Below are 25,685 nucleotides of genomic sequence, written 5' to 3' on the forward strand. Positions count from 1 at the left end.
GACGCCTGTCGTCTCGCGGTTGTGGGTGCGCGTTGTCCGTCGTTCCGGCCGGCTTGGCGAGCCGGGAGCTCGGTGTCTTCTTCCCCGGCCACGCGTAACCCTCCGGGGGCTTGCCGGCACGGACTCACTGCCTAGGCCGTCGGCCGCCCACTGCCCGTCCGCTGCGGGCGGCGGCACTCTGTCGCCCCGCGGGTGGTAGCTGCCCGGTTCGGTGAAGTGCCGCTTCGGGTGGCTTCCCGGTCCGAAGGGCAAGGGCTGTCGGTCTCGATGCCTGTCGTCTCGCGGCTGTGGGTGCGTATTGTCCGTCGGTCCGGTCGGCTTGGCGCGTCGAGGACTTGGTGTGGCGGGAGCCGTGGGTCGGGGTGGCTTTTGCGCCGGGTGGTTGGGGTGGGTGTGGTTCGTTGCGGCGGGGGTGGAGTGCCGTGGCCTTGGGGGAGCTGTTTCGGCGGGTCGGGGTGGCAAATTTTCGGGGATTTTTTTGATGGCGTGTCAGTTCGGTCGGCCCGGCTGACCTGGGGCGGGGGTACGTTTTCGGCCTTCGCTTGGCATATGCGTGGCGATCGGGGGAACGAGTGCCCCCGATGGGCCGTCTCCAGGAGCGAGGCGGCGCACCGCATGCTGACAATGGCGAAGACCCTCGCGCAGTGTTCGTGCAGGCGCGTCTACGATGGAAGCCTTCACGTCACAGCACCCACCTCGCCAACCTGAAAAGCCCTCAAAAGCTCGTGGGAAGGCCAGACGAATCCTGATGGGGAACTCAATGTCGTTCATCGGCCGTGACATGGCTGTCGACCTCGGGACCGCCAACACGCTGGTGTACGTCAGGGGTCGCGGGATCGTACTCAACGAGCCGTCCGTCGTCGCGATCAACACCAACACCGGTGGCATCCTGGCGGTCGGCGCGGAAGCGAAGAAGATGATCGGGCGGACCCCCGGCAACATCGTTGCCGTACGGCCGCTGAAGGACGGCGTCATCGCCGACTTCGAGATCACCGAGCGGATGCTCCGCTACTTCATCCTGAAGATCCACAAGCGGCGGTATCTCGCCAGGCCGCGCGTCGTCGTCTGCGTGCCCTCCGGCATCACCGGCGTCGAGCGCCGCGCCGTCATCGAGGCGTCGTCCCAGGCCGGCGCCCGCCAGGTGCACATCATCGAGGAGCCCATGGCCGCGGCCATCGGCTCCGGCCTGCCGGTCCACGAGGCCACGGGCAACATGGTGGTGGACATCGGCGGCGGCACCACGGAGGTCGCGGTCATCTCGCTCGGCGGCATCGTCACCGCCCAGTCCATCCGCGTCGCGGGCGACGAACTGGACAACGCGATCATCCAGCACATCAAGAAGGAGTACTCCCTCCTGCTGGGTGAGCGGACGGCCGAGCAGATCAAGATCACGATCGGTTCGGCGTACGACCTCGATTCCGACGAGCACACCGAAATCCGTGGCCGGGACCTCGTCTCCGGGCTGCCCAAGACCGTCGTCATCTCCGCCGCCGAGGTGCGCAAGGCGATCGAGGAGCCCGTCAACGCCATCGTCGACGCCGTCAAGACGACGCTCGACAAGTGTCCGCCGGAGCTGTCCGGCGACATCATGGACCGAGGAATCGTTCTGACCGGCGGTGGCGCCCTGCTGCGCGGTCTCGACGAGCGGCTGCGCCGCGAGACCGGCATGCCGATCCATATCGCCGAGGACCCGCTGGACAGCGTCGCGCTCGGCTCCGGCAAGTGCGTCGAGGAGTTCGAGGCGCTCCAGCAGGTTCTGGACGCCCAGCCGCGCAGATGACGTAACTCTTCGATTCCGCCGTACGAGATGATCTCCTCTCGTACGGCGGATCGTTGATATAGAGGCATAAGCTCCCACAATCTCCATTCCAATAAGGAAGGGCACGGCCGCCGCACGTGAGGGACACGAAAGAGAGCCGGCTGCTCCTGGTGCTGTTGATCGCCATCGCGTTCGCACTGATCACGGTGGACATCCGCGGCGGCCAGAACTCCCCGGTCGACGGTGCCCGGCAGGCCGCGGCCGCGGTCTTCGGTCCGATCGAGAACGGGGTGTCGTCGGCGGTCGATCCCGTCGGCAACGCCGTCTCCGCCATCCGCAACTCGGGTGAACGGCACGACCGGCTGGCGAAACTGGAGAAGGAGAACGCGGCCCTCAAGGCGAAGCTCGGCAGCGACGACCGCAACCGCAGCCGCCTGGGACAGCTCGACAAGATGCTGAAGGTGGCCGGCGAGGGTCAGTACGGCATCAAGGGCGCCCAGGTCATCGCCATAGGGGCGGCCCAGGGTTTCTCCTGGACCATCACCATCGACGTCGGCGCCAACGACGGCATCAAGCGGGACATGACCGTGCTCAACGGCGACGGACTCGTCGGGCGCGTCACCACCGTAGGCCCGGACGCCTCCACGGTGTTGCTCGCCAACGACCCCGACTTCACCGTCGGCACCCGTATGGAGGGCAGCGACGAGCTCGGCTTCGCCTCCGGGCAGGGCGACCGCCCGCTGCGCGTCGAACTCCTCAACGGCAAGGCGGAGGTGAAGAAGGGCGACCGGCTCATCACCTTCGGCTCCCAGGCCGACAAGCCCTTCGTGCCCGGCGTCCCGGTCGGCATCGTCTCCAAGGTCGACCCCTCCGGCGGCGGCCTGACCCGTACCCTCTACGTCACGCCGTTCGTCGGCTTCACCAAGCTCGACATCGTCGGCGTCGTCGTCGAGGCCCCGAAGAAGGACCCGCGCGACGAGGTGCTCCCGGCCAAGCCCAAGCCGACCCCCACCCCGACGGTCACCGTCACCGTCACCCCGTCCGCCGACGCGACCGCCACCGACGAGCCGCAGCAGTAGGAGCTCAATCCCCATGCGTGTCAACCGGATCCTGCTCTCCACCGCCCTGGTGGTCGTCGCCCTGGTCGTCCAGGTCAGCGTGCTGTCCCGGCTCCACCTCCCGGGTGCCGTGCCCGACATACTGCTGCTCACCGTCCTGGGCCTGGCCATGGTGTACGGCCATGTGGGCGGCGCCCTCGTCGGCTTCGGCGCCGGACTGCTCGCCGACCTCGCCCCGCCCGCCGACCACGCCGCCGGCCGCTACGCCCTGGTGCTGTGCGTCATCGGCTACGGCGCGGGACTCATCAAGCCGGAGAACGGCCGGCTCAAGTCGGCCACCGGACCCATGGTCGTGGTGGTCGCCGCGGCGATCGGCTCGACCATGCTGTACGCGGGCGTGGGCGCCCTCGTCGGCGACACCGCCGCCCGCCATGTCGGCCTGGGCAGCCTGCTGCTCACGGCCGCCGTGTACGACCTGCTGCTCGCGCCGTTCGTCGTCCCCGGGATCATGGCCCTGGCCCGCCGTGCCGAGAACGACCCTCTCTCGGAGAGCGGTTCCGGCGCCAAGGCCACCGACCTCTCCTCCGGCTGGCTCTCCTCCGGCACGGGCCTGCGCATCGGCGGCCAGCGCGGCGGCCTCGGCAGCCTCAAGACCAAGGCCCGTACCCGCGCCACCCGCGTCGGCCGCATCAAGGGGGTCAAGCGGCTGTGAGGACACGCCTGTTGACCGGGGGCCGGGCGCACAGGTTCGTCGTATATGAGTCGTACACACACTGAGAGGGGGAGGCAGCCACAGTGACCGACGCCGACCCGTCTCCCACCACCACCCTTGAAGGAATGGGCTTCGCCCATGACTAACATTCCCGAGACCGGACGGACCCCAAGGGTCCAGACCCGGCTCGTCGTGATCCAGATCCTTGTCCTGTCCCTGCTCGGCACCCTCGGCGGTCGCCTGTGGTACCTGCAGATCCGGGAGGGCGCCGCCTACGCCAAGGAAGCGTCCGGCAACCACGTCCAGCAGGTCGTCCAGCCCGCCGTGCGCGGCTCGATCCTGGACGCGCGCGGGGTCCCGATCGCCGACAACGAGACCCGCCTCGTCGTCTCCGCGTCCCGTACCGACCTGCTCAAGCAGAAGGACGACGGCAAGGGGGTGCTCACCAAGCTCGCCGGGGTCCTCGGCATGGACCCCAAGGAGGTCATGCAGAAGGTCCGGCTGTGCGACGCCAAGACCCCGCAGCCGTGCTGGAACGGCTCGCCGTACCAGCCGATCCCGATCACCGACGAGGCCACCGCCAGGCAGGCCCTGCAGATCCGCGAGCGCTCCGAGGACTTCCCCGGCATCACCGCCGAGCCGGAGGCCGTGCGCCGCTACCCGGCCCCCGGCAAGTCCAACACCGCGCAGGTCCTCGGCTATCTCTCCCCGGTCACCGACGACGAGATCCAGCAGGCCAAGGACACCGACTCGCCGTATCTGCGCTCCGACATGGTCGGCCGCAGCGGTCTTGAGCGCCAGTACGACAAGGAACTGCGCGGCAAGGCCGGCGTCACCCGTTACGAGGTGGACAACCTCGGCCGGGTCATCGGCAAGGCCAAGTCGGACGGCGCCGAGCCCGGCTCCAACCTGGTCACCAGCATCGACTCCCGCGTCCAGCGGGTCGCCGAGTACGAGCTGAACGTGGCGATGGAGAAGGCCCGCCAGCAGTACGACAAGATCACCCAGGAGAACTACAAGGCCGACTCCGGCGCCGTCGTCGTGATGGAGGCCAAGACCGGCCGGATCGTCGCGATGGCGTCCGCGCCGAACTACGACCCGAACGTCTGGGTCGGCGGCATCTCCGCCAAGGACTACAAGAAGCTCACCGGCAAGAACTCCGACTACCCGCTGCTCAACAGGGCCATACAGGGTCAGGCGGCGCCGGGTTCGACGTTCAAGGTGGTCTCCACGGCCGCCGCGGTCCAGGCCGGTTACGTCTGGGACGGCGGCTATCCGTGCACCAGCTCGTACTCCGTCGGCGGCCAGGTCTTCAAGAACTTCGAGGGGGAGAACTTCGGCCCGATCTCGCTCGGCCGGGCGCTGGAGGTCTCCTGCGACACCGTCTTCTACGGCCTCGCCGACCGCGAGTGGAAGAGGGACGGCGGCATCAACCCCAAGAAGGGCGAGCCCAAGGACTGGTTCTTCAAGACCGCCCACCAGTTCGGCCTCGGCAAGGAGACCGGCGTCGACCTGCCCAACGAGGTCACCGGCCGCGTCCCGGACCGCCAGTGGAAGCTCGACTACTGGAAGGCCAACAAGGACGCCTGGTGCAAGTCCGGCAAGAAGGACGGCTCGTACGTCGAGAAGATCGCGTACGAGAACTGCCTCGAAGGCAACAAGATGCGCGAGGGTGACGAGATCAACTACTCCATCGGCCAGGGCGACACCCTCGTCACGCCGATCCAGGAGGCCGTGATCTACGGCGCCGTCGCCAACGGCGGCACCATGTACCAGCCGACCATCGGCAAGGCGGTCATCAGCGCCGACGGCAAGTCCGTCCAGGAGATCAAGCCCAGGAAGAACGGCAGGCTGCCGGTCAGCAAGGCCACCCTCAAGGGTATGAACGAGGCCTTCGCGGGCGTCATCACCCGCGGTACCGCCGCCTGGAAGTTCGGCGGCTGGCCGCAGGACAAGATCGCCCTGCACGCCAAGACCGGTACCGCCGAGGTCTACGGCAAGCAGACCACGTCCTGGCTGGCCACCTACTCCAAGGACTACACGGTCATCATGACCATCGCCCAGGCCGGTACGGGTTCCGGCGCCTCCGGTGAGGCCGTGCGCAACATCTACAGCGCGATGTACGGCGTCCAGCCGGACGGCTCCATCGACAACAAGAAGGCGCTGCTGCCCACGCCGGAGAAGAACCTGCCGAAGGTCCGCACGGACGGCACGATCAAGTCCCCGAAGGTGTCGAAGGACCCGGCCAAGGACGTGCAGGCCACCCCGTCGGGATCGCCCTCCCCGGACGCGTCGCAGCCCGCCGCGACCACCGCCTCGCCCGGGACCGGCAACAGCAACACCCGCAGGCGCCGTCGCCGCAGGGGAAGCCGGAGGATGCTCACATGACCGGCGCGAACAGCTTCTCCGTCTCCGGATACGGCCCCGCGCGCGCGGGCTGGACCCGTCTCTTCGCCCGCGATTCGCTGGCCCGCCGCCTGGACTGGCCGATAGTGCTGGCGGCGCTCGCCCTGTCCCTGCTCGGTTCGCTGCTGGTCTACTCCGCGACCCGCAACCGCACCGAGATCAACCAGGGCGACCCGTACTACTTCCTGCTCCGGCACGTCATGAACACCGGCATCGGGCTCGCCCTGATGGTCGGCACGATCTGGCTCGGCCACCGCACCCTGCGCACGGCCGTGCCGATCCTCTACGGCATCTCGGTGTTCGGCATCCTGCTGGTGCTCACACCGCTCGGCTCGACCGTCAACGGCGCGCACTCCTGGATCGTGCTCGGCGGCGGCTTCTCGCTCCAGCCCTCGGAGTTCGTCAAGATCACGATCATCCTGGGGATGGCGATGATACTGGCGGCCCGGGTGGACGCCGGTGACAAGAAGTACCCCGACCACCGCACGGTCCTTCAGGCCCTGGGCCTGGCCGCCGTACCGATCCTGATCGTGCTGCTCATGCCCGACCTCGGCTCGGTCATGGTCATGGTGATCATCATCCTGGGCGTGCTGCTCGCCTCGGGCGCCTCCAACCGCTGGGTCTTCGGCCTGCTCGGCGCGGGCGCGCTCGGCGCGATCGCCGTCTGGCAGCTGCACATCCTGGACGAGTACCAGCTCAACCGCTTCGCGGCCTTCGCCAACCCGGACCTCGACCCCGCGGGCGTCGGCTACAACACCAACCAGGCCCGCATCGCGATCGGCTCGGGCGGTCTGACCGGCGCGGGCCTCTTCCACGGCTCGCAGACCACCGGCCAGTTCGTCCCCGAACAGCAGACGGACTTCGTCTTCACGGTCGCGGGGGAGGAGCTGGGCTTCGTCGGCGCGGGCCTGATAATCCTCCTCCTCGGCGTCGTCCTGTGGCGCGCCTGCCGCATCGCCCGTGAGACGACCGAGCTGTACGGCACGATCGTCGCCGCCGGGATCGTCGCCTGGTTCGCCTTCCAGGCGTTCGAGAACATCGGCATGACCCTCGGCATCATGCCGGTCACCGGCCTGCCCCTGCCGTTCGTGTCGTACGGCGGCTCGTCGATGTTCGCGGTGTGGGTGGCCGTGGGCCTGCTCCAGTCGATCCGGGTGCAGCGCCCGATGTCGGCGTAGGGAGACGTAGCGGAACGTGGAGGAAGAGGGCAAGGGGCCACCTTTCCGGTGGCCCCTTGCCGCGAGCGTCGGCCACCTCCCGATTTCCTGGAGTTTGCCTGTGATTCACCCTGGGTGTGCTCTGCCATCGCGGCCCGCCTGCCACTAGATTCGATTCATGGCGGATGCGAAACGCGAGATCGAGCGCAAGTACGAATCCGACGAGAGTGGGCTGCCCGACCTGACCGGCGTCGGCGGGGTGGCGGCCGTCCTCGACAAAGGCGTTGTCGAGCTGGACGCCACCTACCACGACACGGCCGACGAACGCCTGGCGGCCGCCTCCATCACCCTGCGCCGTCGCACCGGCGGCTCCGACGCCGGCTGGCACCTCAAGTTCCCGGTGGCCCCCGGAGTGCGCGAGGAGATCCACGCCCCGCTCTCCGACAGCCTGCCCGAGGAGCTGGCCGCGCTGGTGCGCTCCCGGGTCCGGGACGCCGAGCTGATCCCCGTCGTCCGGCTCCGCTCCGCCCGCGACCTGCGCCATCTCGTCGACGCCACCGGCAGACTGCTCGCCGAGGCCAGCGTCGACGCGGTGACCGCCGAGCGGCTCACCGAGGGCGGAGGCACCGCCCAGTGGACCGAGATCGAGGTCGAGCTCGCCGAGGACGTGGACCCGGTCGTCCTCGACAAGGTGGAGAAACGGTTGCGCAGGGCGGGCGTACGGCCGTCGAAGGCACCGTCGAAGCTGGCCAGGGCGCTGGCCGACACCGCACCCGCCGGCAAGAAGGCCCGCCGCGGCCCGAAGAAGCCCGCCAAGCCCGCCAAACCCGTCACCGCCGGTGACCACATCCTCGCCTACGTCCGCGACCAACGGGACGCGATCGTCGAGCTCGACCCCGCCGTCCGCCGGGACGTGGAGGACTCCGTCCACAAGATGCGGGTCGCCACCCGCCGTATGCGCAGCACCTTCCGCTCCTTCGGCAAGGTCCTCGACCGCACCGTCACCGATCCGATCGGCGTGGAGCTGAAGTGGCTGGCGGCCGAGCTCGGCGTGGACCGCGACCGCGAGGTGCTCACCGAGCGCCTGACCGCCGCCCTCGACGCGGTCCCCGGTGAACTGGTCTCCGGCCCCGTCCACGAGCGGCTCCGGCTCTGGGCCGGCGCCAGCCACGGCGGAGCCCGCGGCCGTGTCATCGGCGTCCTGGACTCCCGGCGGTATCTGACACTGCTCGACACCCTGGACGCCCTGGTCGCCGGCCCGCCGCTGCTGGAGGCGGCCGCCGGGACGCCGGAAAAGGTGATCGCCAAAGCCGTACGCAAGGGCTTCGCGAGCGTCGCCGGCCTGGTCGAACACGCGCTGGACCTCGACCCCGGCCACGAGCGCGACCTCGGGCTGCACGAGGCCCGCAAGAAGGCCAAGCGGGCCCGCTACGCCGCCGAGGCCGCCACACCCGCCCTCGGCGACCCGGCCGCGGCCCTGACCAAGGACATGAAGTCCCTGCAGACCCTGCTCGGCGACCACCAGGACAGCGTCATGGCCCGCCAGACCCTGCGCGAGCTGGCCGCCGTGGCGCACGCGGCAGGAGAGAGCGCGTTCACCTACGGGCTGCTGTACGGGCGGGAGGAGCAGGGGGCGGCGGCCGTGGAGGCCGAGCTGCCCGGGGTCTGGAAGGGGATGAGGTCCGGGGCGTCCGTCTGAGCGTACGGGCCGGGTCCCCGAGCGGGTTAGGCTTGATGGTCACTCCTGTCCGCTCACGAAGGTTCGACGAGATGCCTGCCGAATCCGCCGAGACCGCCGAGACCGCCGAGTCTGTGTTCCCGCAGCTCGAAGCTCTGCTCCCGCATGTGCAGAAGCCGATCCAGTACGTCGGCGGGGAGCTGAACTCCACGGTCAAGCCGTGGGAGTCCTGCGACGTGCGCTGGGCGCTCATGTACCCGGACGCGTACGAGGTCGGACTGCCCAACCAGGGCGTCATGATCCTCTACGAGGTACTGAACGAGCAGGAGGGCGTCCTCGCCGAGCGCACCTACAGCGTGTGGCCGGACCTGGAGGCGCTGATGCGGGAGCACGGCGTCCCGCAGTTCACGGTGGACAGCCACCGCCCGGTGCAGGCCTTCGACGTGTTCGGCCTGTCGTTCTCCACGGAGCTCGGCTACACGAACATGCTCACGGCCCTGGACCTGGCCGGCATCCCCCTGGAGTCCAAGGACAGGGGGCTGGACGACCCGATCGTGCTGGCGGGCGGCCACGCGGCCTTCAACCCCGAGCCGATCGCCGACTTCATCGACGCGGCGATCATCGGCGACGGCGAGCAGGCCGTGCTCGACATGACCAGGATCATCCGCGAGTGGAAGGCGGAGGGCCGCCCCGGCGGCCGCGAGGAGGTCCTCTTCCGCCTGGCGCGCACCGGTGGCGTCTACATCCCGGCGTTCTACGACGTCGAGTACCTCGCCGACGGCCGTATCGCCCGCGTGGTCCCCAACAAGTCGGGCGTCCCGTGGCGCGTGTCCAAGCACACGGTGATGGACCTGGACGAGTGGCCCTACCCCAAGCAGCCGCTGGTCCCCCTGGCCGAGACGGTCCACGAGCGCATGTCGGTCGAGATCTTCCGCGGCTGCACCCGCGGCTGCCGCTTCTGCCAGGCGGGCATGATCACCCGCCCGGTCCGCGAGCGCTCGATCACGGGCATCGGCGACATGGTCGAAAAGGGCCTGAAGGCGACGGGCTTCGAGGAGGTAGGCCTGCTGTCCCTCTCCTCGGCAGACCACTCGGAGATCGGCGACATCGCGAAGGGCCTGGCCGACCGCTACGAGGAAGACAAGATCGGCCTCTCGCTCCCCTCCACCCGCGTCGACGCCTTCAACATCGACCTGGCGAACGAGCTGACGCGCAACGGCCGCCGCTCGGGTCTGACCTTCGCCCCCGAAGGCGGCTCGGAACGCATCCGCAAGATCATCAACAAGATGGTCTCGGAAGAGGACCTCATCCGTACGGTGGCGACGGCCTACGGCAACGGCTGGCGCCAGGTGAAGCTGTACTTCATGTGCGGCCTGCCGACGGAGACCGACGACGACGTCCTGCAGATCGCCGACATGGCGACGAAGGTCATTGCCAAGGGCCGCGAGGTCTCCCGCTCGAACGACATCCGCTGCACGGTCTCGATCGGCGGCTTCGTCCCCAAGCCCCACACGCCCTTCCAGTGGGCCCCGCAACTGTCGGCGGAGGAAACGGACGCACGCCTCGAAAAGCTCCGGGACAAGATCCGAGGCGACAAGAAGTACGGCCGCTCCATCGGCTTCCGCTACCACGACGGCAAGCCCGGCATCGTCGAGGGCCTGCTCTCCCGCGGCGACCGCCGCATCGGCGCGGTCATCCGCGCGGTCTACGACGACGGCGGCCGCTTCGACGGCTGGCGCGAACACTTCTCGTACGACCGCTGGATGGCCTGCGCCGACAAGGCCCTCACCCCCTTCGGCGTCGACGTCGACTGGTACACCACCCGCGAGCGCACCTACGAGGAGGTCCTCCCCTGGGACCACCTCGACTCCGGCCTCGACAAGGACTGGCTCTGGGAGGACTGGCAGGACGCCCTCGACGAGACGGAGGTCGAGGACTGCCGCTGGACGCCTTGCTTCGATTGCGGGGTGTGTCCCCAGATGGACACGGCCATACAAATCGGCCCGACCGGTAAGAAGTTGCTGCCGTTGACGGTCAAGAACGCTGGTCCGACGCCAGCTGCGAGTGGTCACGCGCACTGAGGTGAGCGAGGCGCTCGATCGGGTGGTTGAGGCGCTGGCGGGGGGGCGAGTGAGGGCGAGGTGATTGCTGCGCTGGCGGCCGTCGGAGCTTCAAGTTGTCGGCAGTCAGCCGCCCAGGACAGGCCTCGAACGCCTCTGCCGAACCCAGGAGGTCCCTCGGACATCCACTCAGAGGTGGAGTGGGTCTAAGCCGGTAGGTGCTTCTTGGCGCTTGGGACAGGGCGCCACTGGCCCGAACCGGTGAAATTGTGGTGTGCGCCCTCGTCATCGGGGACGCACACCATATGGCTGAGGAAGCATCCTCTGCCCCGGGCTCGGGGCGGCGACGAAGTATGCGGGAGATGGATTCCACCCTTCGGGCCACTGCGACCGCGGCCGTTGGTGGAACACTCGTCATCTGGTGGCCCGCTTTCACGTTGGGTGCGTACAACGCCGTCTTCTTCGACAATGTGCTGGCCCTCTGGGCGGTGGCCACTGCGGTGCTGCTCTCGGGTTCTCTCCTCCACAGCCGGGGTGCGCTGCCTTGGGGAGGCTGGGTCGCGCTGTCCCTTCCCTCGGTCTGGATCGTTGTGGCCATCGTGGCGCCGAGGGGCCACGGCTTCCCCTACCTTCACTACTTCGAAGTCGTCCTGACCCTCCTGGGCGCCCCGATGCTCACCTGGTTGCTCGCGCGCACGTTGGTAGCCGATTACGAGGCGCTGCCTGTGCTCCGGCGGCTGGGTGCCGTTGCCGTCACGGTCCTCGTCGGGGTGCTGGCTTTTCTGCTGGGGAAGTTCAATTACCTGTTCATCACGTGCGCCGACTTCGACGTGAGCGGCAACAACTCCCCGGCCGGCTGCGCCCATGGTCCAGCGTTCCATCGGCGCTGACGATTGACGTCGAATGCGAAGCGCGGTACGCCGTCATCCATGAGCCGCGACAGCTAATCGTGCAGATGTCGTGCGATATATCCCCTCCTGGGGTGTTCGATCTCCCGACAATGGCGCGGTGACAGCAAAGGGACGTCGGGTGTCCAATGCGGTGCCCCTTCTGGGTGAGGTACGGCGCTCTTCGTGGCGCGGTGTGCGGGGGGATCTCGTGGCCGGGTTCGCGGTCGCGGTGACGCTGGTGCCACAAGGCCTGGGCTACGGGCAGCTGGCGGGTCTGCATCCGGTCGCCGGCCTCTACACCGCAGTGGCGGCGATGGTGGTGTTCGCCCTGGTGACGTCCACGCGGCTGGTGGCGGTCGGCCCGTCCTCGACCATGGCGATCATGACGTACGCGGCGGTGAGCGGCCGGTCCGGCGACGACGCGCATCGGGCGGTGGCACTGACCGCGTGTCTGGCGCTGATCACCGGTGTTCTGCTGCTGCTCCCGGGGCGGCTACGGGGGCTCACGAACTTCATGTCGGGACCGGTGGTTCTCGGCTATCTGGCGGGCACGGCCGTACAGATCATGGCCGGACAGGTGGGCACGCTGCTCGGCGTCCCCACCCATGGCAATCGTCCGATGGTGAAGTTGTGGCAGGTGCTCACGCATCTGGATCAGATGCACGTGGTGACTGCCGTCGTCGGTGTGTCTTCATTGGTGGGGCTCATCGTGTTGAAGAAGGTTCTGCACGCCGTGCCCATGGTGCGTGCCGTGCCTCCGACGCCCGTCGTGTGTGCAGCAGCCATCGTCGTATCGGCAATGGGGGACCTGGCCGGTCACGGCGTGGCGCTGATCGGTGCCATCTCCGGCGGCCTGCCCGCCCCGACCTGGCCGGACGTGAGGGTCGGAGACGTGTGGGACCTGCTGCCCACTGCAGCCGGTATGGCCATGATTGCCTCGATCGAGGGCGTGGCCGTACTGCGCAGAACAGCGCCGTCGGAGGGACAGGTGTCCTTGGTAAGGGAGTCGGTTGCCATGGGGGCGGCCAGTGCGGGTTCCGGCTTCCTCGGTGGCTTCGCGCCGATGGCCAGCACGCAGCGCACCCTCTCTGCCAAGGGGGCCGGCGGGCGCTCTCAGCTGTACCAACTGGCATGCGCCGCCTTCGTGGTGACGGGCCTGCTGACCACCGGCCCGGTCATCGAGCTGCTGCCGAAGTCGGTGCTGGCCGCGGTCGTCATGGTGTCGGCCTCGCACCTCATCGACGTCATGGGGTTCGAGGAACTGTGGCAGGGCTGGCGCACGGAGGCCCTTCTCGCGCTGGCCACGATGATCGCCGTGCTGGGCCTCGGTGTGCTGCACGGGCTGCTGGTGGCCGTCATCCTCGCGTTGCTGCAACTGCTTCGCCGCGTGGCCTGGCCCCACGACGCGGTGCTCACCGTCAGCGGCGACGGGACGCCTCGTGAAGCCGCTCCCGACGAGTCCGACGACACGGGGGTGCTGATCTACCGGGTGGACGCTCCGCTGTTCTTCGCCAATGCCAACCGCGTCCACCAGCGGATCTTGAGTTTGACGGCGGCGCGGTCGCCCTATCCCCGGTGTGTGGTGCTGGATACCGAGGCCGTGTTCCATGTGGACGCCACGGCGGCGCAGGTCCTGGCTCAGCTCACCGCCGACCTGCGGGAACACCACTGCGAGCTGGTAGTCGCGCGCCCCCGAGAGACGGTCCTGGCCACCCTGCGCGCCAGCCCCTACGAAAAGGGCGCCACTCGGCGGCTGCGGGTGTTTCCCACCGTTCGAGAGGCGTGTGCCGCACTGCGGAGACCCTGACAACGGCTGCGGCTGTTGGTTGGCACGGTGCCGTGTCGGCGCAAGCGCCGGAGGCTTGCTGCTCCAGAATCGCGTGCAGAGCGAAACACGTTGCGTGTGGAGGCCGGATGACGTCTGACCGTGAGGTGCGTTCCGTCTGCTGCGGCCCTTCGCGGCCGGCGACGCCGGTATCTGAGTCGTCGACCGGAGCGGCGCGCGTGTGCGTTGGCGAAGGCAACCCCGACCGGGTGGGCATGGTGTTGCTGGAGGCGGCCACCTTTTTGATGGGCTCACACGACAAGTGGGCAGTTCAGGCAGACGGCGAAGGCCCGGTCCACGATGTGACTCTGGGTCCCTACTGGATCGACCGGTGCGCCGTCTCCAATGCCGACTTCGGCGCTTTCACGACCGCCACCGGGTACGTCACGGAGGCCGAGCGGTACGGTTGGTCGTTCGTCTTCGCCGGGCTGCTGCCCTCCGGCTTCCCCGACACCCGGGCGGCGGCTGCGGCCCCCTGGTGGCGTCAGGTGCACGGTTCCTGCTGGAGCCACCCCGAGGGGCCGGGCTCCGACCTCACCGATCGTGCCGACCACCCCGTGGTGCACGTGTCCTGGAAGGATGCCTCCGCATACGCCGCCTGGGCCGGTAAGCGCCTGCCCACCGAGGCGGAGTGGGAGTACGCCGCACGCGGCGGCCTGGAGCAGGCCACATTTCCCTGGGGAGACGATCTGGAGCCGGGCGGCGAGCGCCGGATGAATGTGTGGCAGGGCCGCTTCCCCGACCACCACACACGGCCTGACGGCTGGTACGGCACGGCTCCGGTGACCGCCTATCCGCCCGGCGGCCACGGTCTGTACAACGCGTGCGGCAACGTGTGGGAGTGGTGCGCCGACTGGTACGCGCCGACCTACTACGCCCACTGCCCCTGCGAGAACCCCACCGGGCCCGGGTTCGGCACGGCCCGGGTGATCCGTGGCGGCTCGTATCTGTGCCACGCCTCCTACTGCCGCCGGTACCGGGTGGCCGCCCGCAGTTCCAGCACGCCGGACAGCAGCACCGGGCACCAGGGCTTCCGCTGTGCCGCGGACGAACGGACCCCTCGACCGTCGTTGAGGGACCCGACGCCCCCGGCCGCTGTCAGTCGCGGTGGAACATGCCGATGAGTTCCTTCTCCACGTCGGAGAAGGCTTCCCCGCTGACGTCGACCACCACCTGACGGATCGTGCCGCCGAGGAACTCGAACGGCGGGCCGTAGTCGCTGGAGACCGGCTGGCTGGCGTCGCGGCCGACCGCGAGGCCTTCTCCGACCAGGGAGAAGTTGCCGGGCTGGGTCTTGATGTCGGATCGGGCGACCTGGCGGTCGTCCACGTAGAGGGTGAGCGTGCCGTGAGTGCTGCCCTGCTGGTCACGTTCGCGTGCCTGGAACACCACCGAGAAGGTGTGGTCTCCGGGGCCGACCGGCTCCGGGGAGCTGACCTTCTGCTCCATACGGCCGAGCCAGTTGTAGACGTAATGCACATGCCCGTCCATGAGGTACAGGCTGTGCCCGCCGAAGCGCCCGCCGTGGGAGAAGAGCACCCCGCGGGCCTCGGGCGTGTCCAGGCGCACGTCGGCGACGATGGTGTACGACCGGCCGCGGATGTTGACGGCCGCGACCTCGGGGACGCCGGCGCAGCCGGGGTAGTAGACGTACCGGTCCCGGGGCTCGGCCAGCTGCGGCCGGGGCGTGTTCAGGATCTCCATGGGGCTGCGGTCGTCCAGCGGCAGCCCGTGGTACTTCACCGCCTCGGACGACCACAGGCGCTTCAGCTCCTCGAGTTTCTCGGGGTGCTGGGCGGCCAGGTCCCGGTTCTCGGAGCGGTCCTCACGCAGGTTGTACAGCTCCCACACGTCCTGCTCGAAGTGGCTCCAGTTGGACGGCGCCGGCGGATGCGCGGTCGCGGCGTGCCAGCCGTCGTGCCAGATGCCTCGTGTACCGAGCATCGTGTAGAACTGCGTCTGCCGCGGGTCGGGCGCCTGCGCGTCCTCGAGGACCTTGCGGAAGCTGGCGCCTTCGATCGGGCTCTGTTCGAAGCCCTTGACGACGGACGGGGGCTGGATGCCCAGCATGTCGTAGATCGTCGGGACGATGTCGATGGCGTGCACGTACTGGTGGCGGGTCTCGCCCTTCTGCTTGATGCCCTTGGGCCAGGCGACGATCATCGGGTCGGCGATGCCGCCCTCGTACGACACCCACCGCTTCCAGTACTTGAACGGGGCGTTGAACGCCCACGCCCACCCGCTCGGGTAGTGGTTGTAGGTCTTCGGACTGCCCATCTCGTCCAGGTGACGCAGATTCTCTTCCATGTCGTCGGGCACGCCGTTGAAGAAGTTCATCTCGTTCATCGAGCCGTTCGGCCCGCCCTCGGCGCTGGCACCGTTGTCCGATACCGCGACGATGATGGTGTTCTCCAGCTGCCCGGACCCTTCCAGATAGTCCAGCAGGCGACCGATCTGCGCGTCGGTGTAGGAGACGAAGCCGGCGAAGACCTCGGCCATCCGGGCGAACAAGCGCTTCTCGTCGTCGCTCAGCGACTCCCACGGGTGCACGAAGTCGGTGAGTGGCCACGGCTGTCCCTCGGGGCCGGTGGCCTCCGGTTCGCCGTGCGGGTTGATCGGGGTGAGCTCGGTACCCTCGGGCACGATCCCCAGCTCGATCTGCCGCTGCAACGTCATACGGCGATAGACCTCGTACCCGTCATCGAACTTCCCCGCGTACCGGTCGGCCCACTCCTTGAAGATGTGGTGTGGCGCATGGCCCGCGCCCGGGCAGAAGTACGTGAACCAGGGCTTCTCCGGGGCGATGACCTTGGCCTCCTGGATGAACTGGATGGCCCGGTCGGCCAAGTCCTTCGACAGGTGGTAGCCCTGCTCCGGGGTGGCCGGCGGTTCCACCGGGTGGTTGTCGTAGACCAGGTCGGGGTACCACTGGTCGGCCTCGCCGCCGAGGAAACCGTAGAAACGCTCGAAGCCGCGGCCGAGGGGCCAGTGCCGTTTCGAGGACGCCAGGGTGGCCTCGTCCGAGGGGACGAGGTGCCACTTGCCCAGGGCGTAGGTGTTCCAGCCGCGTTCGACCAGCACCTCGGCCAGACTCGCGTTCTCGAACGGGATCCTGCCGTTGGAACCGGGGAAGCCGCTCGTCATCTCGGCGACGCAGGCCATGCCGTTGCTGGTGGCGTTCCGCCCCGTCAGCAGGGACGAACGCGTTGGGGAGCACAGGGCTGTGGTGTGAAAGTTGGTGAACTTCACTCCCATCTCGGCGAGCCGCCGCATCGCCGGCACCTCCACCAACCCGCCGAAGATGTCGAAGGTACCGAAGCCGATGTCGTCCCACACCAGGTACAGCACATTCGGCGCACCGTCAGGAGCTTGCGGCTGCTTGTACGGCTCCCAGTCCGGCACCGACTGCCGGATGTCCTCTTGGATCACGCCCTTGAAAGGGATGGCCATCCTCGGGGTCTCCTTCGCGATTCCTGGCGCCGTACGGCGACGGCCTTACCGAGGAGAAACGTCCCCACTCAGGTATGCCAGACAGACCATGCCGACATCAGGTCATCCCATCGGCCGCACCCGCGATGTATGCCATCGGGCACGGGGTGACGATCACACGAGGGAAGCGCCCTGAACGATCATGCGCGCCTCGCATCGGCATCGGAAGGAGCCGAGACAGGTGACCTACCAGCTCCGCCCCGAGGACCTCGGCTTTCTCGACCGTGCCCGCTTCCGGCAGACCTGCATCCGAGAGCTGCGTGCTCCTGCCAGTGCGATCTTCGAGCAGCTCGCCGAACGCCCGGAGAACTGGCCCCGCTGGTTCGCCCCTGCCAACGACGTCCACTTCGAGGGCTCACCCCCCTATGGCGTCGGCTCCACACGCTTCTTCCGCCTCTACGGCGCCATCCGGGCCCGCGAACGGATCATCGCCTGGGACCCGGGCCGACGCTTCGCCTACTGCGCCTACGAAGCCAACGCGCCGGGCGTCGCGGCGTTGGTGGAACAGTGGACCTTGGCGTCCACAGCCGACACTTCCACGACCGTCACCTGGAACCTCGCCATCGACTCCAACACCTGCGTACACCAGCTCCTGAGAGCCGGCCGACGACACATCGACAAGCTTTTCCGGGAGGGGATGCAGCGACTGGAGGTCTTGAGCCACGGCTGGTGACGACCACGCGTCGGCACGTAGTGGGGTGGTCTCAGGTGTCTCCTCCGACGGGCGAGGACGCGAAGCACCGGCCGCAGCCAACGCAGCGGCCACCTCGCCCCCGCTCGCCCCGGCCAGCGCCTCAACCACCGCCGCTGGTGTCTTCTCGGACACTGCTGCCAGCCCCTGGAAGTGCCCCGAACGTCGTCTTTGAGGTGGAGTGGTTCTGAGGGCCGTTCCAGGCTTGTGCGTGACTGCGTGCCACCCCGAGCCCCCTCTCCTGATGGGAGGGGGCTCGTTGGCGTGCGGTGGCGTGTGAGTCCGTGGGCTTGGCGCGGTGCTCTTCTTGCCGCTCGCACACCGCCAGGGCGTGAACTTCCAGCCTGCGCATACGGCTTCAAGGCACCCGGCTGCGCTGCTGCTCCGCCGGGCGCTTCCCGGCTCCGCTCCGCGCTGGGCTCCTGCCTTCGGCCCGCTCCGCGCACGCTGTGCCGACGCGCGCCCACAGTGGACAGGGCCGGAGGCCACGAGTCGAGCACCGCATGGCGCGGCCCACGGTCAAAGCAATGCCTCCGGCGGGGGATCGGCCGGCACCGGGATGGAGGGGCCGCCGTTCTCGACTGCGGGCCCATAGTGGCGAACGCGGCAGCTCCCATCCCGTCCGCCATCGAACCAGGCAGAGCCGAGCGGCGGATCCGACGGACGCCCGCCCTGACCGTGAGGCCCAGCACTTCCGATCCTCCCGATTCGACTGCGGAGCGCCGCGGGCCATGGCCCTGGTTGTGTTGTTCGGGGAGGTGGCTGGGCGACGGTCCGCGACCACCGTCGTCGGCCGACGGCCCCACTCGTCCGTTCCAGCACCGTCCATAGGCCGCTTCAGTCATCCGTAGCGGCCATTGGATGGACGTCACGACCGTCGCCGGTACGACCGCCTCGCGGCAGGAGATCGATCGTGGTGGAGCGCGCACACGCCGCTCTTCTACCTCACACCTTCTATCAAGGAGGCGTACATGCGAATGCGGCGTACATTCACCGCGCTCGCGACGATGCTGGCCCTCGGGGTCGGCATCCCGACAGCCATCGCCGACAGCCCACACTTTGTCGGCAATCTCGGGTGCGACACCGACAACAAAAACAACGTTGGCCTGATTTGCAGCGGCAAGGTGGCCGGGCTGGGCAGCACCACCACCTTTGTCTTCCTGACGGCGGACCAGGTGACAGCCACCTTCGAGTGCGTCAACAGGGGTGGCAACGTCGCGCCTGGTCAGCCCGTCGTTGAAGAAGACGTGATTGGTCCGATCAGCACGTTCCCCAACCCTCGTAACGGCCAGATCACCTTCAGCGTGGCGATCCCTCCGCCGCCCCCTCCGAACCCGCGCCAAGCATGCCCCAATGGCAACTGGACGGTGCGCCAGACCGGGCTGAACTTCGTGAACGTCGTGCTGCACGTCCAGCAGCCCCCGGGGACGCCGCCGGATGCGAATGAAGTCCTGACGCACCAGTTCGGCAACCTTGACCCGTGACCCCGTCCTTCAAGGCAACCGCCGAAGAGAGCCGCACTCGCGGCTCTCTTCGGTTGTCGCCGCAGCTGGGCATCGTCTGAGCCACTCCATCGACCTCTGGACCGCTCCGTCCGCTTCCGCATCAATCTCATGCAGGAACAGGGTCGTGATCGACCTCAACTCGCTGGGGTCGACGCCGGCATCCGGGAACCGGGTCAGCTCCGCCAGGTCATCATGCTCCACCGTCAGCTGCGCCGGAGTCATGGGCTCGTGCGCCACATCCCCACGTCTCATAACCGTGCCCCAGCACAGCAGCGACGTACAACGACCACCCGCGACCGCAGTAGTTCGCGTCGAGAAGGTCGGCCCGTGCCACAGCCGCGCCAGCTGGAGCGGGGAGCCACGGGAATCCCAGAGCCTGACGGCGTCTCAGGCAGAGACCTTCACAAGGCGATGATGTCGCGGGTCGGCCGGGGTGTGGCCCCACCTCGCTCCCAAAGCGGTGGTGGGCGAGGAGCCACGTGCACTGAGCTTCGTGTCCTCGCCCGTCGGCGCCCCTGTGGATCGGGGACGCCGACGGGCGAAGTGATGCGTGCGGGCTGGATTGTTGACTCCAACCCTGATACATCAACTTGTCATGACCATGAGCGCGATTGAACTGCACAGTATCAATCGTTGGGAGGCGTCCTTCCTGCGCGAGGAGGTGGGCGGCTACTTCACCCACGGCGTCGAGTGCGCGCCTGGCGCGACGGTGCTCGACGTGGGTGCCAACATCGGTGTGTTCTCGGCGGCCGTCTATGAGCGGCTGGACGGGGACGTGCGGATCTACGCCTTCGAGCCGGTGCCGCCACTCCATGCGACACTCGAACGCAATGCTCGCGAGTTCTTCAACGGACGTCTGACCGTGCTCCCTTACGGCCTGGCGTCCCGTGAGGACGAGCTCGATTTCAGCTACGTTCCGGCCGCCACGATCTTCTCGTCCTCCTCGCGGGATCAGGGGAACATCGAGGCCGAGCGGCGGAGGGTCACCGCCAGCGTTGTCGAAATGATCCGCCAGGGCGGCCTGGGACCGGTCCTGCGCCGCGTACCCGCTCCCGTCCTCACTCTTCTCGTCGGCCGCAAGCTCCGGGTGATGCGGCGGCTCGAGACGCACCGGGTGAAGGTCAGGTCCCTGTCCTCAGTGCTCGACGAGCAGGGCATCGACCGCATCGACCTGCTCAAGGTCGATGTGGAAGGCGCCGAACTCGAAGTGCTCAGCGGCATCGAGGAACGGCATTGGCCGCTGGTCCGCCAGGCCGTCGTCGAGGTGGAGCGCTGGCAGCAGAACCGCGACACGGTCCGCGAGGTCCTCCTCGCGCACGGCTTCACGGTCAGCACCGAGCAGGACCCGGTGCAGCAGGCCGGCGACATCGGCATGGTGTTCGCGGTCAGGCCCTGACCTGCGCTGCGAGTGGCCGCGCGCACAGCAGCGTGATCAAATTGGGCATGGCATCGTCCTGGACCGGTCATCGGGTTCGCCTACGCGCCATCGAGCCCGACGACTGGACAGCGTTCATGCGGTTCGCCGGCGACGACGGGCGGCGAGGGAGCCGGCTGGAGCTGCCGAGGTCCGCCGAGAGCTACCGTGCCTGGGCGAAGGAGCAAGCCGTTGCCACGTGCGATGACGACCGCTTCCGGTTGGCAGTCGTCACGACGGCCACGGGTGACCTGGTCGGTACGGTCGGTTCATGTCGCACCGGGCCTCGTTCAGGCTGGTTCGAGTGTGATGTCACGATCGGTGCCGACCACCGGCGCAAGGGCTACGCGACAGAAGCGGTAGTGCTGCTGCTGCGCTTCATGTTTGCCGAGCGGCGCTATCACAAATGCCTGGCAGCGATCTTCGCCCACAACGCGGCATCGCTGGCACTCTTTCGTCGGCTCGGCTTCACCGAGGAGGGGCGCCTGCGGGAACACGTCTTCTTCGCCGGTCGGTACCAAGACCTCGTCATGATGGGCATGCTCGCCGACGAGTTCGACCAGCGACACACGATGAGCGAACCATGAGCCGTCCGTCCGGGCGTGCCCTCAGCCGCGCACGGTGGCACGCAGGCGCAAGCCGACAGTTGCGAGACCTTCGAAGGTGGCGACCTGGTAGCCGGGTTCCGGTCCGGGCGGCTCGCTCAAGTGGTAGCGGCGGGCGGTCTGCGCGGTCAGGAGCGTCAGCATCGCCATGGCCAGAGCGGCTCCCTCGCAGCCGTGCGGGCCGGTACCGAAGGAGAGGAAGACCCCGGGTTTCGTCGGCGAGTCCGAATCTTCGAGCCAGCGCTCGGGCTGGAACTCGTCCGGCTCGGTGTGTTCCCGTGCGTCGCGGTGGGCGGTGTAGGGGCAGACGAGAACGGTGGATCCGGCGTTGATGGTGTAGTCGGCGAGCTCGGTCTGTCGCGTGGCGCGCCGGGTCAGCAGCCAGCTCGGGGGGTACAGCCGGAGCACCTCGCGTACCAGTGCCTCGGTGTAGTGCAGGCTGTCGAGGTGGGCGCTGGTCGTCGCGGCCGGGTCCGCGGGCAGCAGGGCGGCTTCGGCGGCGACGCGGCTCGCTGCCTGGGGGTACCGGGCCAGGTGGAGCAGGATCCATCCGGCCGCCCGGGACGGTGTCTCGAAGGTGGCGACCGTGATTGCGGGGAGAGTGTCGAGGACGGCCTCTTCCGGCAGCAGGCCGTAGTGGGGGGAGGGCTGGAGCATCTGTCCCAGCACGTCGTCACCGAGTCGGCCCGATGAACGGCGCCGGCGGACGATGGGCCGCAGAGCGTCGGTGAAGGCGACTTGCTGCTGTGTGCGGAACCGCCGTGCCGGTGTGGGGATCCAGCGTGGCCATGCCCAGCGTGAGGGGCGTACGAGCACCTCCCGGGCCAGGAAGAGCTGTGCGGCGAAGGGCAGCAGGGTGGGAGCGTCCTCGGAGTAGAGATAGCTCACGCCGATCTCTGCCAGGGCGTGCCGGACCGGGGGCAGAATCTCGATGTCCTGGTCCGTGGGCCACTGGTCGGCAAATCGAGCGGTCCTGGGCGCGATCTCCCCGACCCGGGCCGCAACCGCCTGCGGTCGCAGTCCGCGCATGCGGGCGGCGTGAGCGTGGGAACGCTCCTCGGGCGTCGGTGCTCCGCTCGACCGTTTCAATGGCGGGAAGAGCGGCGAGGGTGCCTTGGGGAAGTCCTTCGCGCGGTGCAGGACCGCTTCACACGGCCCGGCCGTAGCGGCTACGTAGACACCCGGCTCCAGCTGCCAGACGTCCCCGCACTCCTCAGCGCCACGGCGCGCTACTGCCAGCCGGTCGCGGCTCCAGGCGGCGAAGCTGCCTTCGGGCAACCGCGGCGGCTCATTCGTTCGGCCCATGAGATCGTCCCTGGCTCTCGTACCTGTCCAGGCTTTCGTACCTGTCCAGGCCGATGTCGTCGGGAGCGTGGGTGGGAGTCGGCGGGCGCCCGTCGGCGCCCGCCGGTAGTGCGGTCAGTCCCCGTCGTCGCCGGCGTAGGCATCCCACTCGTGGGCCCCGTACGCACCGTAGTGGCGGGTGAAGGACAGCTTGCAGAGCAGCTTGGCGATCATGATGCTCTCCTCTCGTCTGTCTTCAGCACGAAACGCCACACATGCAATGTTGCCACATTCGGCGTATATGTGATATGGGGCATCGGTCGCAGACATTCAACCCTGGATCACCGCATTCGGGACCCTCGGCCGACCAGCCTCGATGACTGGCCGGCGGCGGCCGGTGTCCTGATGTTGGCCGGCTGGACTCGCTCGTCGAGCGATCCTGATCACGGGCCTTGGCGGGCCATGAGAGACGAAAGGCCACTCATGCCTCGATCCATGCGCGCGCTCGTGGCCGTAAGGGCCGGCGAGCCCACCGATGTCCTGCGGCTGGAATCCCGGCCTGTTCCCACGCCGAAGGCCGGTCAGGCGCTGATCCGTGTGAAGGCGACTCCGATTCACGCCAGTGATCTGCACGTGCTGCGCGGCCGCTACGGTTTCTCCCCCGAGTTTCCCGCTGTCGGGGGCCAGATGGAATGCGTGGGCCGTATTGCGGCCCTGGGCCCGCACACCGAGGGACTCAAGGCCGGCGAGCGCGTGGTGGCCGCTGCGGTCCCGGCGGTACCCGGGCCGCCTGTGGCCGGCACCTGGCAGGAATACCTCGTTGCCGACACGCGAAGGCTTCTGCCGGTCCCCGACCATCTGAGCGACTCCAGCGCCTGTCAGCTCGCCGTCAACCCGTTGACCGCGCTGCTCCTCGTGACGCGCGAACTCGACGTACAGCCGGGCGAATGGCTGCTGCAGACGGCCGCGGGCTCCACCGTCGGCCGGCTCGTCATTCAGCTGGCCCGGCATCTGGGTGTGCGCACGATCAACGTCGTGCGGCGGCGCGCTGCCGTCGAGGAGATCAAAGCGCTCGGTGGTGACGAGGTCATTTGCACCGAGGACGAGGACCTGTTGCAGCGTGTGGCCGAGACAGCGGGGCCGGCCGGCGTGCGGAAGGCCGTCGACTGTGTCGCGGGCCCCGTGAGCGCCCAGGTGTCCCAGGCACTGGCTCCGGGAGGGGAACTCGTGGTCTACGGCGCACTCTCGACCCATCGGCAGACCGACCCCGCTGCGCTGACGATCCCGCTGCAGGCACGCTCGGTCATCTACGAGACCAAAGCGGTCCGTGGCTTCTGGCTGAACCGCTGGTTCGGCGCTGCCTCACCCGAGGATGCGCTGCGCGCGCTGTCCCAGGTTCGCGGTCTCGTCGCCGATGAGGTGCTGAGCATCCCCCGGGGGCAGCCGTTCCCGCTCGAACGTTTCGCTGAAGCCGTCTCGCTCGCCGAAGCACCCGCGCACGGCACCAAACCACTCTTCGTCTTCGAAGACGGCCGGGACGAGGACGACAGGTAGGAAGCGGCGCCCTGCAGTCGACCGAGCCCCCTCCCTGGGCGGGGAGGGGGCTCGGTCGGTCAGCAGGACGCGGGCGGGATGCTCTGCTCGTACTGGAAGACGTTGTGCGGGTCGTACTTCGCCTTGATCTTGCGCAGCCGGTCGAAGTTGTCCCGCCAGTACGCGGTTTCCCAGTCCTGCTGCCCGATGTTCGGCACGTTGACGTACGCGCCGTTCACGTACGGCCGCAGCGCCTGGCTGAACTCGGCGATCCACGCCTGCGCCTGCGGGGTGAGCGGGTCGCAGACGCCCGGCTGGTCCCCACGCTTGCCCCAGCCGACGCCGGGCTCCGAGTAGAAGAGCGCGTCGCGATGCGCGAACGCGGTGCCGCCGCGGGGGCTCCTCCTGGCCGCCCCGCCGAAGGCCTGGGTGAAGAAGTTGCTGTCATCCGTCGGGGCGTCGGCCATGAACGCTGCGATCACGTCGATCGCTTCGGTCGGGAACGGGTTTCTGGTGAACTGCGAGAAGAACTTCCAGTTCGCGGGTTCGTCCGCGGTCGGAATCTGGAATCCCGCATATACGTCGCCCCAGTTGCCTTCCTGCACCGTGATCTGGGGGTTGCCGACCGACAGGATCGGGGCCAGCAACTCCTTTGCCTCGTCCGGCGTTCCTTCGGCGAGAACCGCGAACAGCAGGATCTGGGGTTTGTGGACCTCGAGCTGGGTGCCGAGGCGGTCCTCGCTGACCGGAGCCGTACGCTGCCATGCGTCGAAGACCCCGTGCAGATCCCCGAGGCCGTCCCACGTCGCCTGCAAATAACTGACGCTCTTCAGCGGAGCCACTTTGTAGGTGAGCGACGTGACGATTCCGAAGTTTCCGTTTCCCGCCCCGCGCAGTGCCCAGAGCAGGTCCGAGTTGTTCTTCAGATCCGCGTTGATCACCTTGGCGCATTCGCTGCCGGACGGTACGACGATCTCTGCCCCCACCAGGCTGTCGCAGGCCAGTCCGAGCCAGCGGGTGAGGAAGCCGAAGCCGCCGCCGAGCGTGGCGCCGGCCAGGCCTACGCTGCCCTCCGTTCCGGTGGTCACCGCGAGGTCCTGCTGTGCGAGCGTGGTCACGGCTTCCAGCTGGTTGAGCCCGGAACCGACCCTCGCGATACGAGAGGCGGTGTCGATGTGGACCGACTTCAGCTCGCTGATGTCGATCACGAGGCCGTTGTCCACGTTCGACCAGCCCTCAAGGCTGTGGCGGCCGCTGCGCACTCGCAGCGCGACGTCGTTCTGCCGCGCCCAGGTGAGGGCGTTGACCACGTCCTGGGTGTTCTGGGCGAAGACGATGACCAGCGGATAGTGCGAGAAGAGCTGGTCCCAGCCGAGCCGCGCATCCGTGTACGAGGGGTCGTTGGGACGGACGATGCGGCCGGTCAGCTCGGCCGGCGCGCACCTGCCACCCCCGGGCCCCTCGCTCAAGGTGCTCGCGGCCGTGGCTTCCGCGGCCGTCATGCCCGGGACGATGACCGCGCCGGCGCCGGCGGCCGCCGTTGCCTTGAGCAGTCCGCGACGAGAAAAGTCCTGCATGGTCGGTATCCTCTCGACCGCCGTTCGGCGTGGTTCGATCCT

Annotated in this window: 18 protein-coding genes; 15 read left to right on the forward strand and 3 right to left on the reverse strand. The window is 68.4% G+C overall.

Annotated features, from left to right (window positions below; all coding sequences use genetic code 11):
- Positions 1-760: 760 nt before the first annotated feature.
- The 10 genes from ACFY1J_RS02025 (at position 761) to ACFY1J_RS02070 (ending at position 14,669) form a co-directional block, all read left to right on the forward strand.
- Positions 761-1,780: a rod shape-determining protein gene (locus tag ACFY1J_RS02025; RefSeq protein ID WP_004001297.1), complete on the forward strand. Its 1,020-nt coding sequence runs from the start codon at positions 761-763 to the stop codon at positions 1,778-1,780.
- A 116-nt stretch (positions 1,781-1,896) separates the two neighbouring features.
- Positions 1,897-2,838: a rod shape-determining protein MreC gene (gene mreC, locus ACFY1J_RS02030; protein ID WP_390706605.1), complete on the forward strand. Its 942-nt coding sequence runs from the start codon at positions 1,897-1,899 to the stop codon at positions 2,836-2,838.
- A gap of 13 nt (positions 2,839-2,851) precedes the next feature.
- Complete coding sequence (mreD, locus tag ACFY1J_RS02035) at positions 2,852-3,529, forward strand: rod shape-determining protein MreD (RefSeq protein ID WP_390706604.1); 678 nt, start codon at positions 2,852-2,854, stop codon at positions 3,527-3,529.
- 138 nt (positions 3,530-3,667) lie between these two features.
- On the forward strand, positions 3,668-5,917 hold the full coding sequence (mrdA, locus tag ACFY1J_RS02040) for a penicillin-binding protein 2 (RefSeq protein ID WP_390730410.1): 2,250 nt from the start codon (positions 3,668-3,670) through the stop codon (positions 5,915-5,917).
- Entirely contained in the window at positions 5,914-7,113 is a 1,200-nt protein-coding gene (gene rodA / locus ACFY1J_RS02045) for a rod shape-determining protein RodA (protein WP_390706602.1), read from the forward strand. The genes mrdA and rodA overlap by 4 nt, the downstream gene beginning before the upstream one ends.
- Positions 7,114-7,270: 157 nt before the next feature.
- Entirely contained in the window at positions 7,271-8,791 is a 1,521-nt protein-coding gene (locus tag ACFY1J_RS02050; protein WP_390730411.1) for a CHAD domain-containing protein, read from the forward strand.
- 71 nt (positions 8,792-8,862) lie between these two features.
- Positions 8,863-10,851 (forward strand): TIGR03960 family B12-binding radical SAM protein, encoded by a 1,989-nt coding sequence (locus ACFY1J_RS02055; protein ID WP_390730412.1) that lies wholly within the window; start codon positions 8,863-8,865, stop codon positions 10,849-10,851.
- 341 nt (positions 10,852-11,192) lie between these two features.
- Positions 11,193-11,720 carry a hypothetical protein gene (locus ACFY1J_RS02060; protein WP_390706599.1) on the forward strand — a complete coding sequence of 176 codons (528 nt, stop codon included), beginning with the start codon at positions 11,193-11,195 and terminating at the stop codon, positions 11,718-11,720.
- A 208-nt stretch (positions 11,721-11,928) separates the two neighbouring features.
- Positions 11,929-13,527, forward strand: coding sequence for a SulP family inorganic anion transporter (locus ACFY1J_RS02065; RefSeq protein ID WP_390706598.1), 1,599 nt, complete (start codon positions 11,929-11,931; stop codon positions 13,525-13,527).
- Between the two features lie 107 nt (positions 13,528-13,634).
- Positions 13,635-14,669, forward strand: a complete 1,035-nt coding sequence (locus ACFY1J_RS02070; RefSeq protein WP_390730413.1) for a formylglycine-generating enzyme family protein — start codon at positions 13,635-13,637, stop codon at positions 14,667-14,669.
- On the opposite strand, the gene ACFY1J_RS02075 is transcribed toward ACFY1J_RS02070, so the two are convergent.
- A complete protein-coding gene (locus ACFY1J_RS02075; RefSeq protein WP_390730414.1) occupies positions 14,644-16,995 on the reverse strand; it encodes a sulfatase-like hydrolase/transferase in 2,352 nt (783 codons plus the stop codon). The two genes, ACFY1J_RS02070 and ACFY1J_RS02075, sit on opposite strands and share 26 nt — an antisense overlap.
- Positions 16,996-17,215: 220 nt before the next feature.
- Here ACFY1J_RS02075 and ACFY1J_RS02080 point away from each other — a divergent pair, with 220 nt between their 5' ends.
- From ACFY1J_RS02080 to ACFY1J_RS02095, 4 genes are all read left to right on the forward strand, one after another.
- Entirely contained in the window at positions 17,216-17,707 is a 492-nt protein-coding gene (locus tag ACFY1J_RS02080; RefSeq protein WP_390706596.1) for an SRPBCC family protein, read from the forward strand.
- Between the two features lie 989 nt (positions 17,708-18,696).
- Positions 18,697-19,209: a hypothetical protein gene (locus ACFY1J_RS02085; RefSeq protein ID WP_390730415.1), complete on the forward strand. Its 513-nt coding sequence runs from the start codon at positions 18,697-18,699 to the stop codon at positions 19,207-19,209.
- A 571-nt stretch (positions 19,210-19,780) separates the two neighbouring features.
- On the forward strand, positions 19,781-20,626 hold the full coding sequence (locus tag ACFY1J_RS02090; protein ID WP_390730416.1) for an FkbM family methyltransferase: 846 nt from the start codon (positions 19,781-19,783) through the stop codon (positions 20,624-20,626).
- Positions 20,627-20,673: 47 nt separating this feature from the next.
- The gene (locus ACFY1J_RS02095) at positions 20,674-21,231 is read left to right on the forward strand and encodes a GNAT family N-acetyltransferase (protein WP_390706593.1); all 558 of its coding nucleotides are present in this window, start codon (positions 20,674-20,676) and stop codon (positions 21,229-21,231) included.
- A gap of 21 nt (positions 21,232-21,252) precedes the next feature.
- Here ACFY1J_RS02095 and ACFY1J_RS02100 read toward each other — a convergent pair whose 3' ends face one another.
- On the reverse strand, positions 21,253-22,278 hold the full coding sequence (locus tag ACFY1J_RS02100) for a cytochrome P450 (protein ID WP_390706592.1): 1,026 nt from the start codon (positions 22,276-22,278) through the stop codon (positions 21,253-21,255).
- A 750-nt stretch (positions 22,279-23,028) separates the two neighbouring features.
- On the opposite strand from ACFY1J_RS02100, the gene ACFY1J_RS02105 reads away from it, so the two are divergent.
- Positions 23,029-24,087, forward strand: coding sequence for a zinc-dependent alcohol dehydrogenase family protein (locus ACFY1J_RS02105; RefSeq protein WP_390730417.1), 1,059 nt, complete (start codon positions 23,029-23,031; stop codon positions 24,085-24,087).
- A gap of 59 nt (positions 24,088-24,146) precedes the next feature.
- Here the strand turns inward: ACFY1J_RS02105 and ACFY1J_RS02110 are convergent, their stop codons facing one another.
- Positions 24,147-25,643 carry an FAD-binding oxidoreductase gene (locus ACFY1J_RS02110; RefSeq protein ID WP_390730418.1) on the reverse strand — a complete coding sequence of 499 codons (1,497 nt, stop codon included), beginning with the start codon at positions 25,641-25,643 and terminating at the stop codon, positions 24,147-24,149.
- Positions 25,644-25,685: the final 42 nt, after the last annotated feature.

It is taken from the genome of Streptomyces sp. NPDC001406 (assembly GCF_042895285.1).
Lineage (GTDB): Bacteria > Actinomycetota > Actinomycetes > Streptomycetales > Streptomycetaceae > Streptomyces.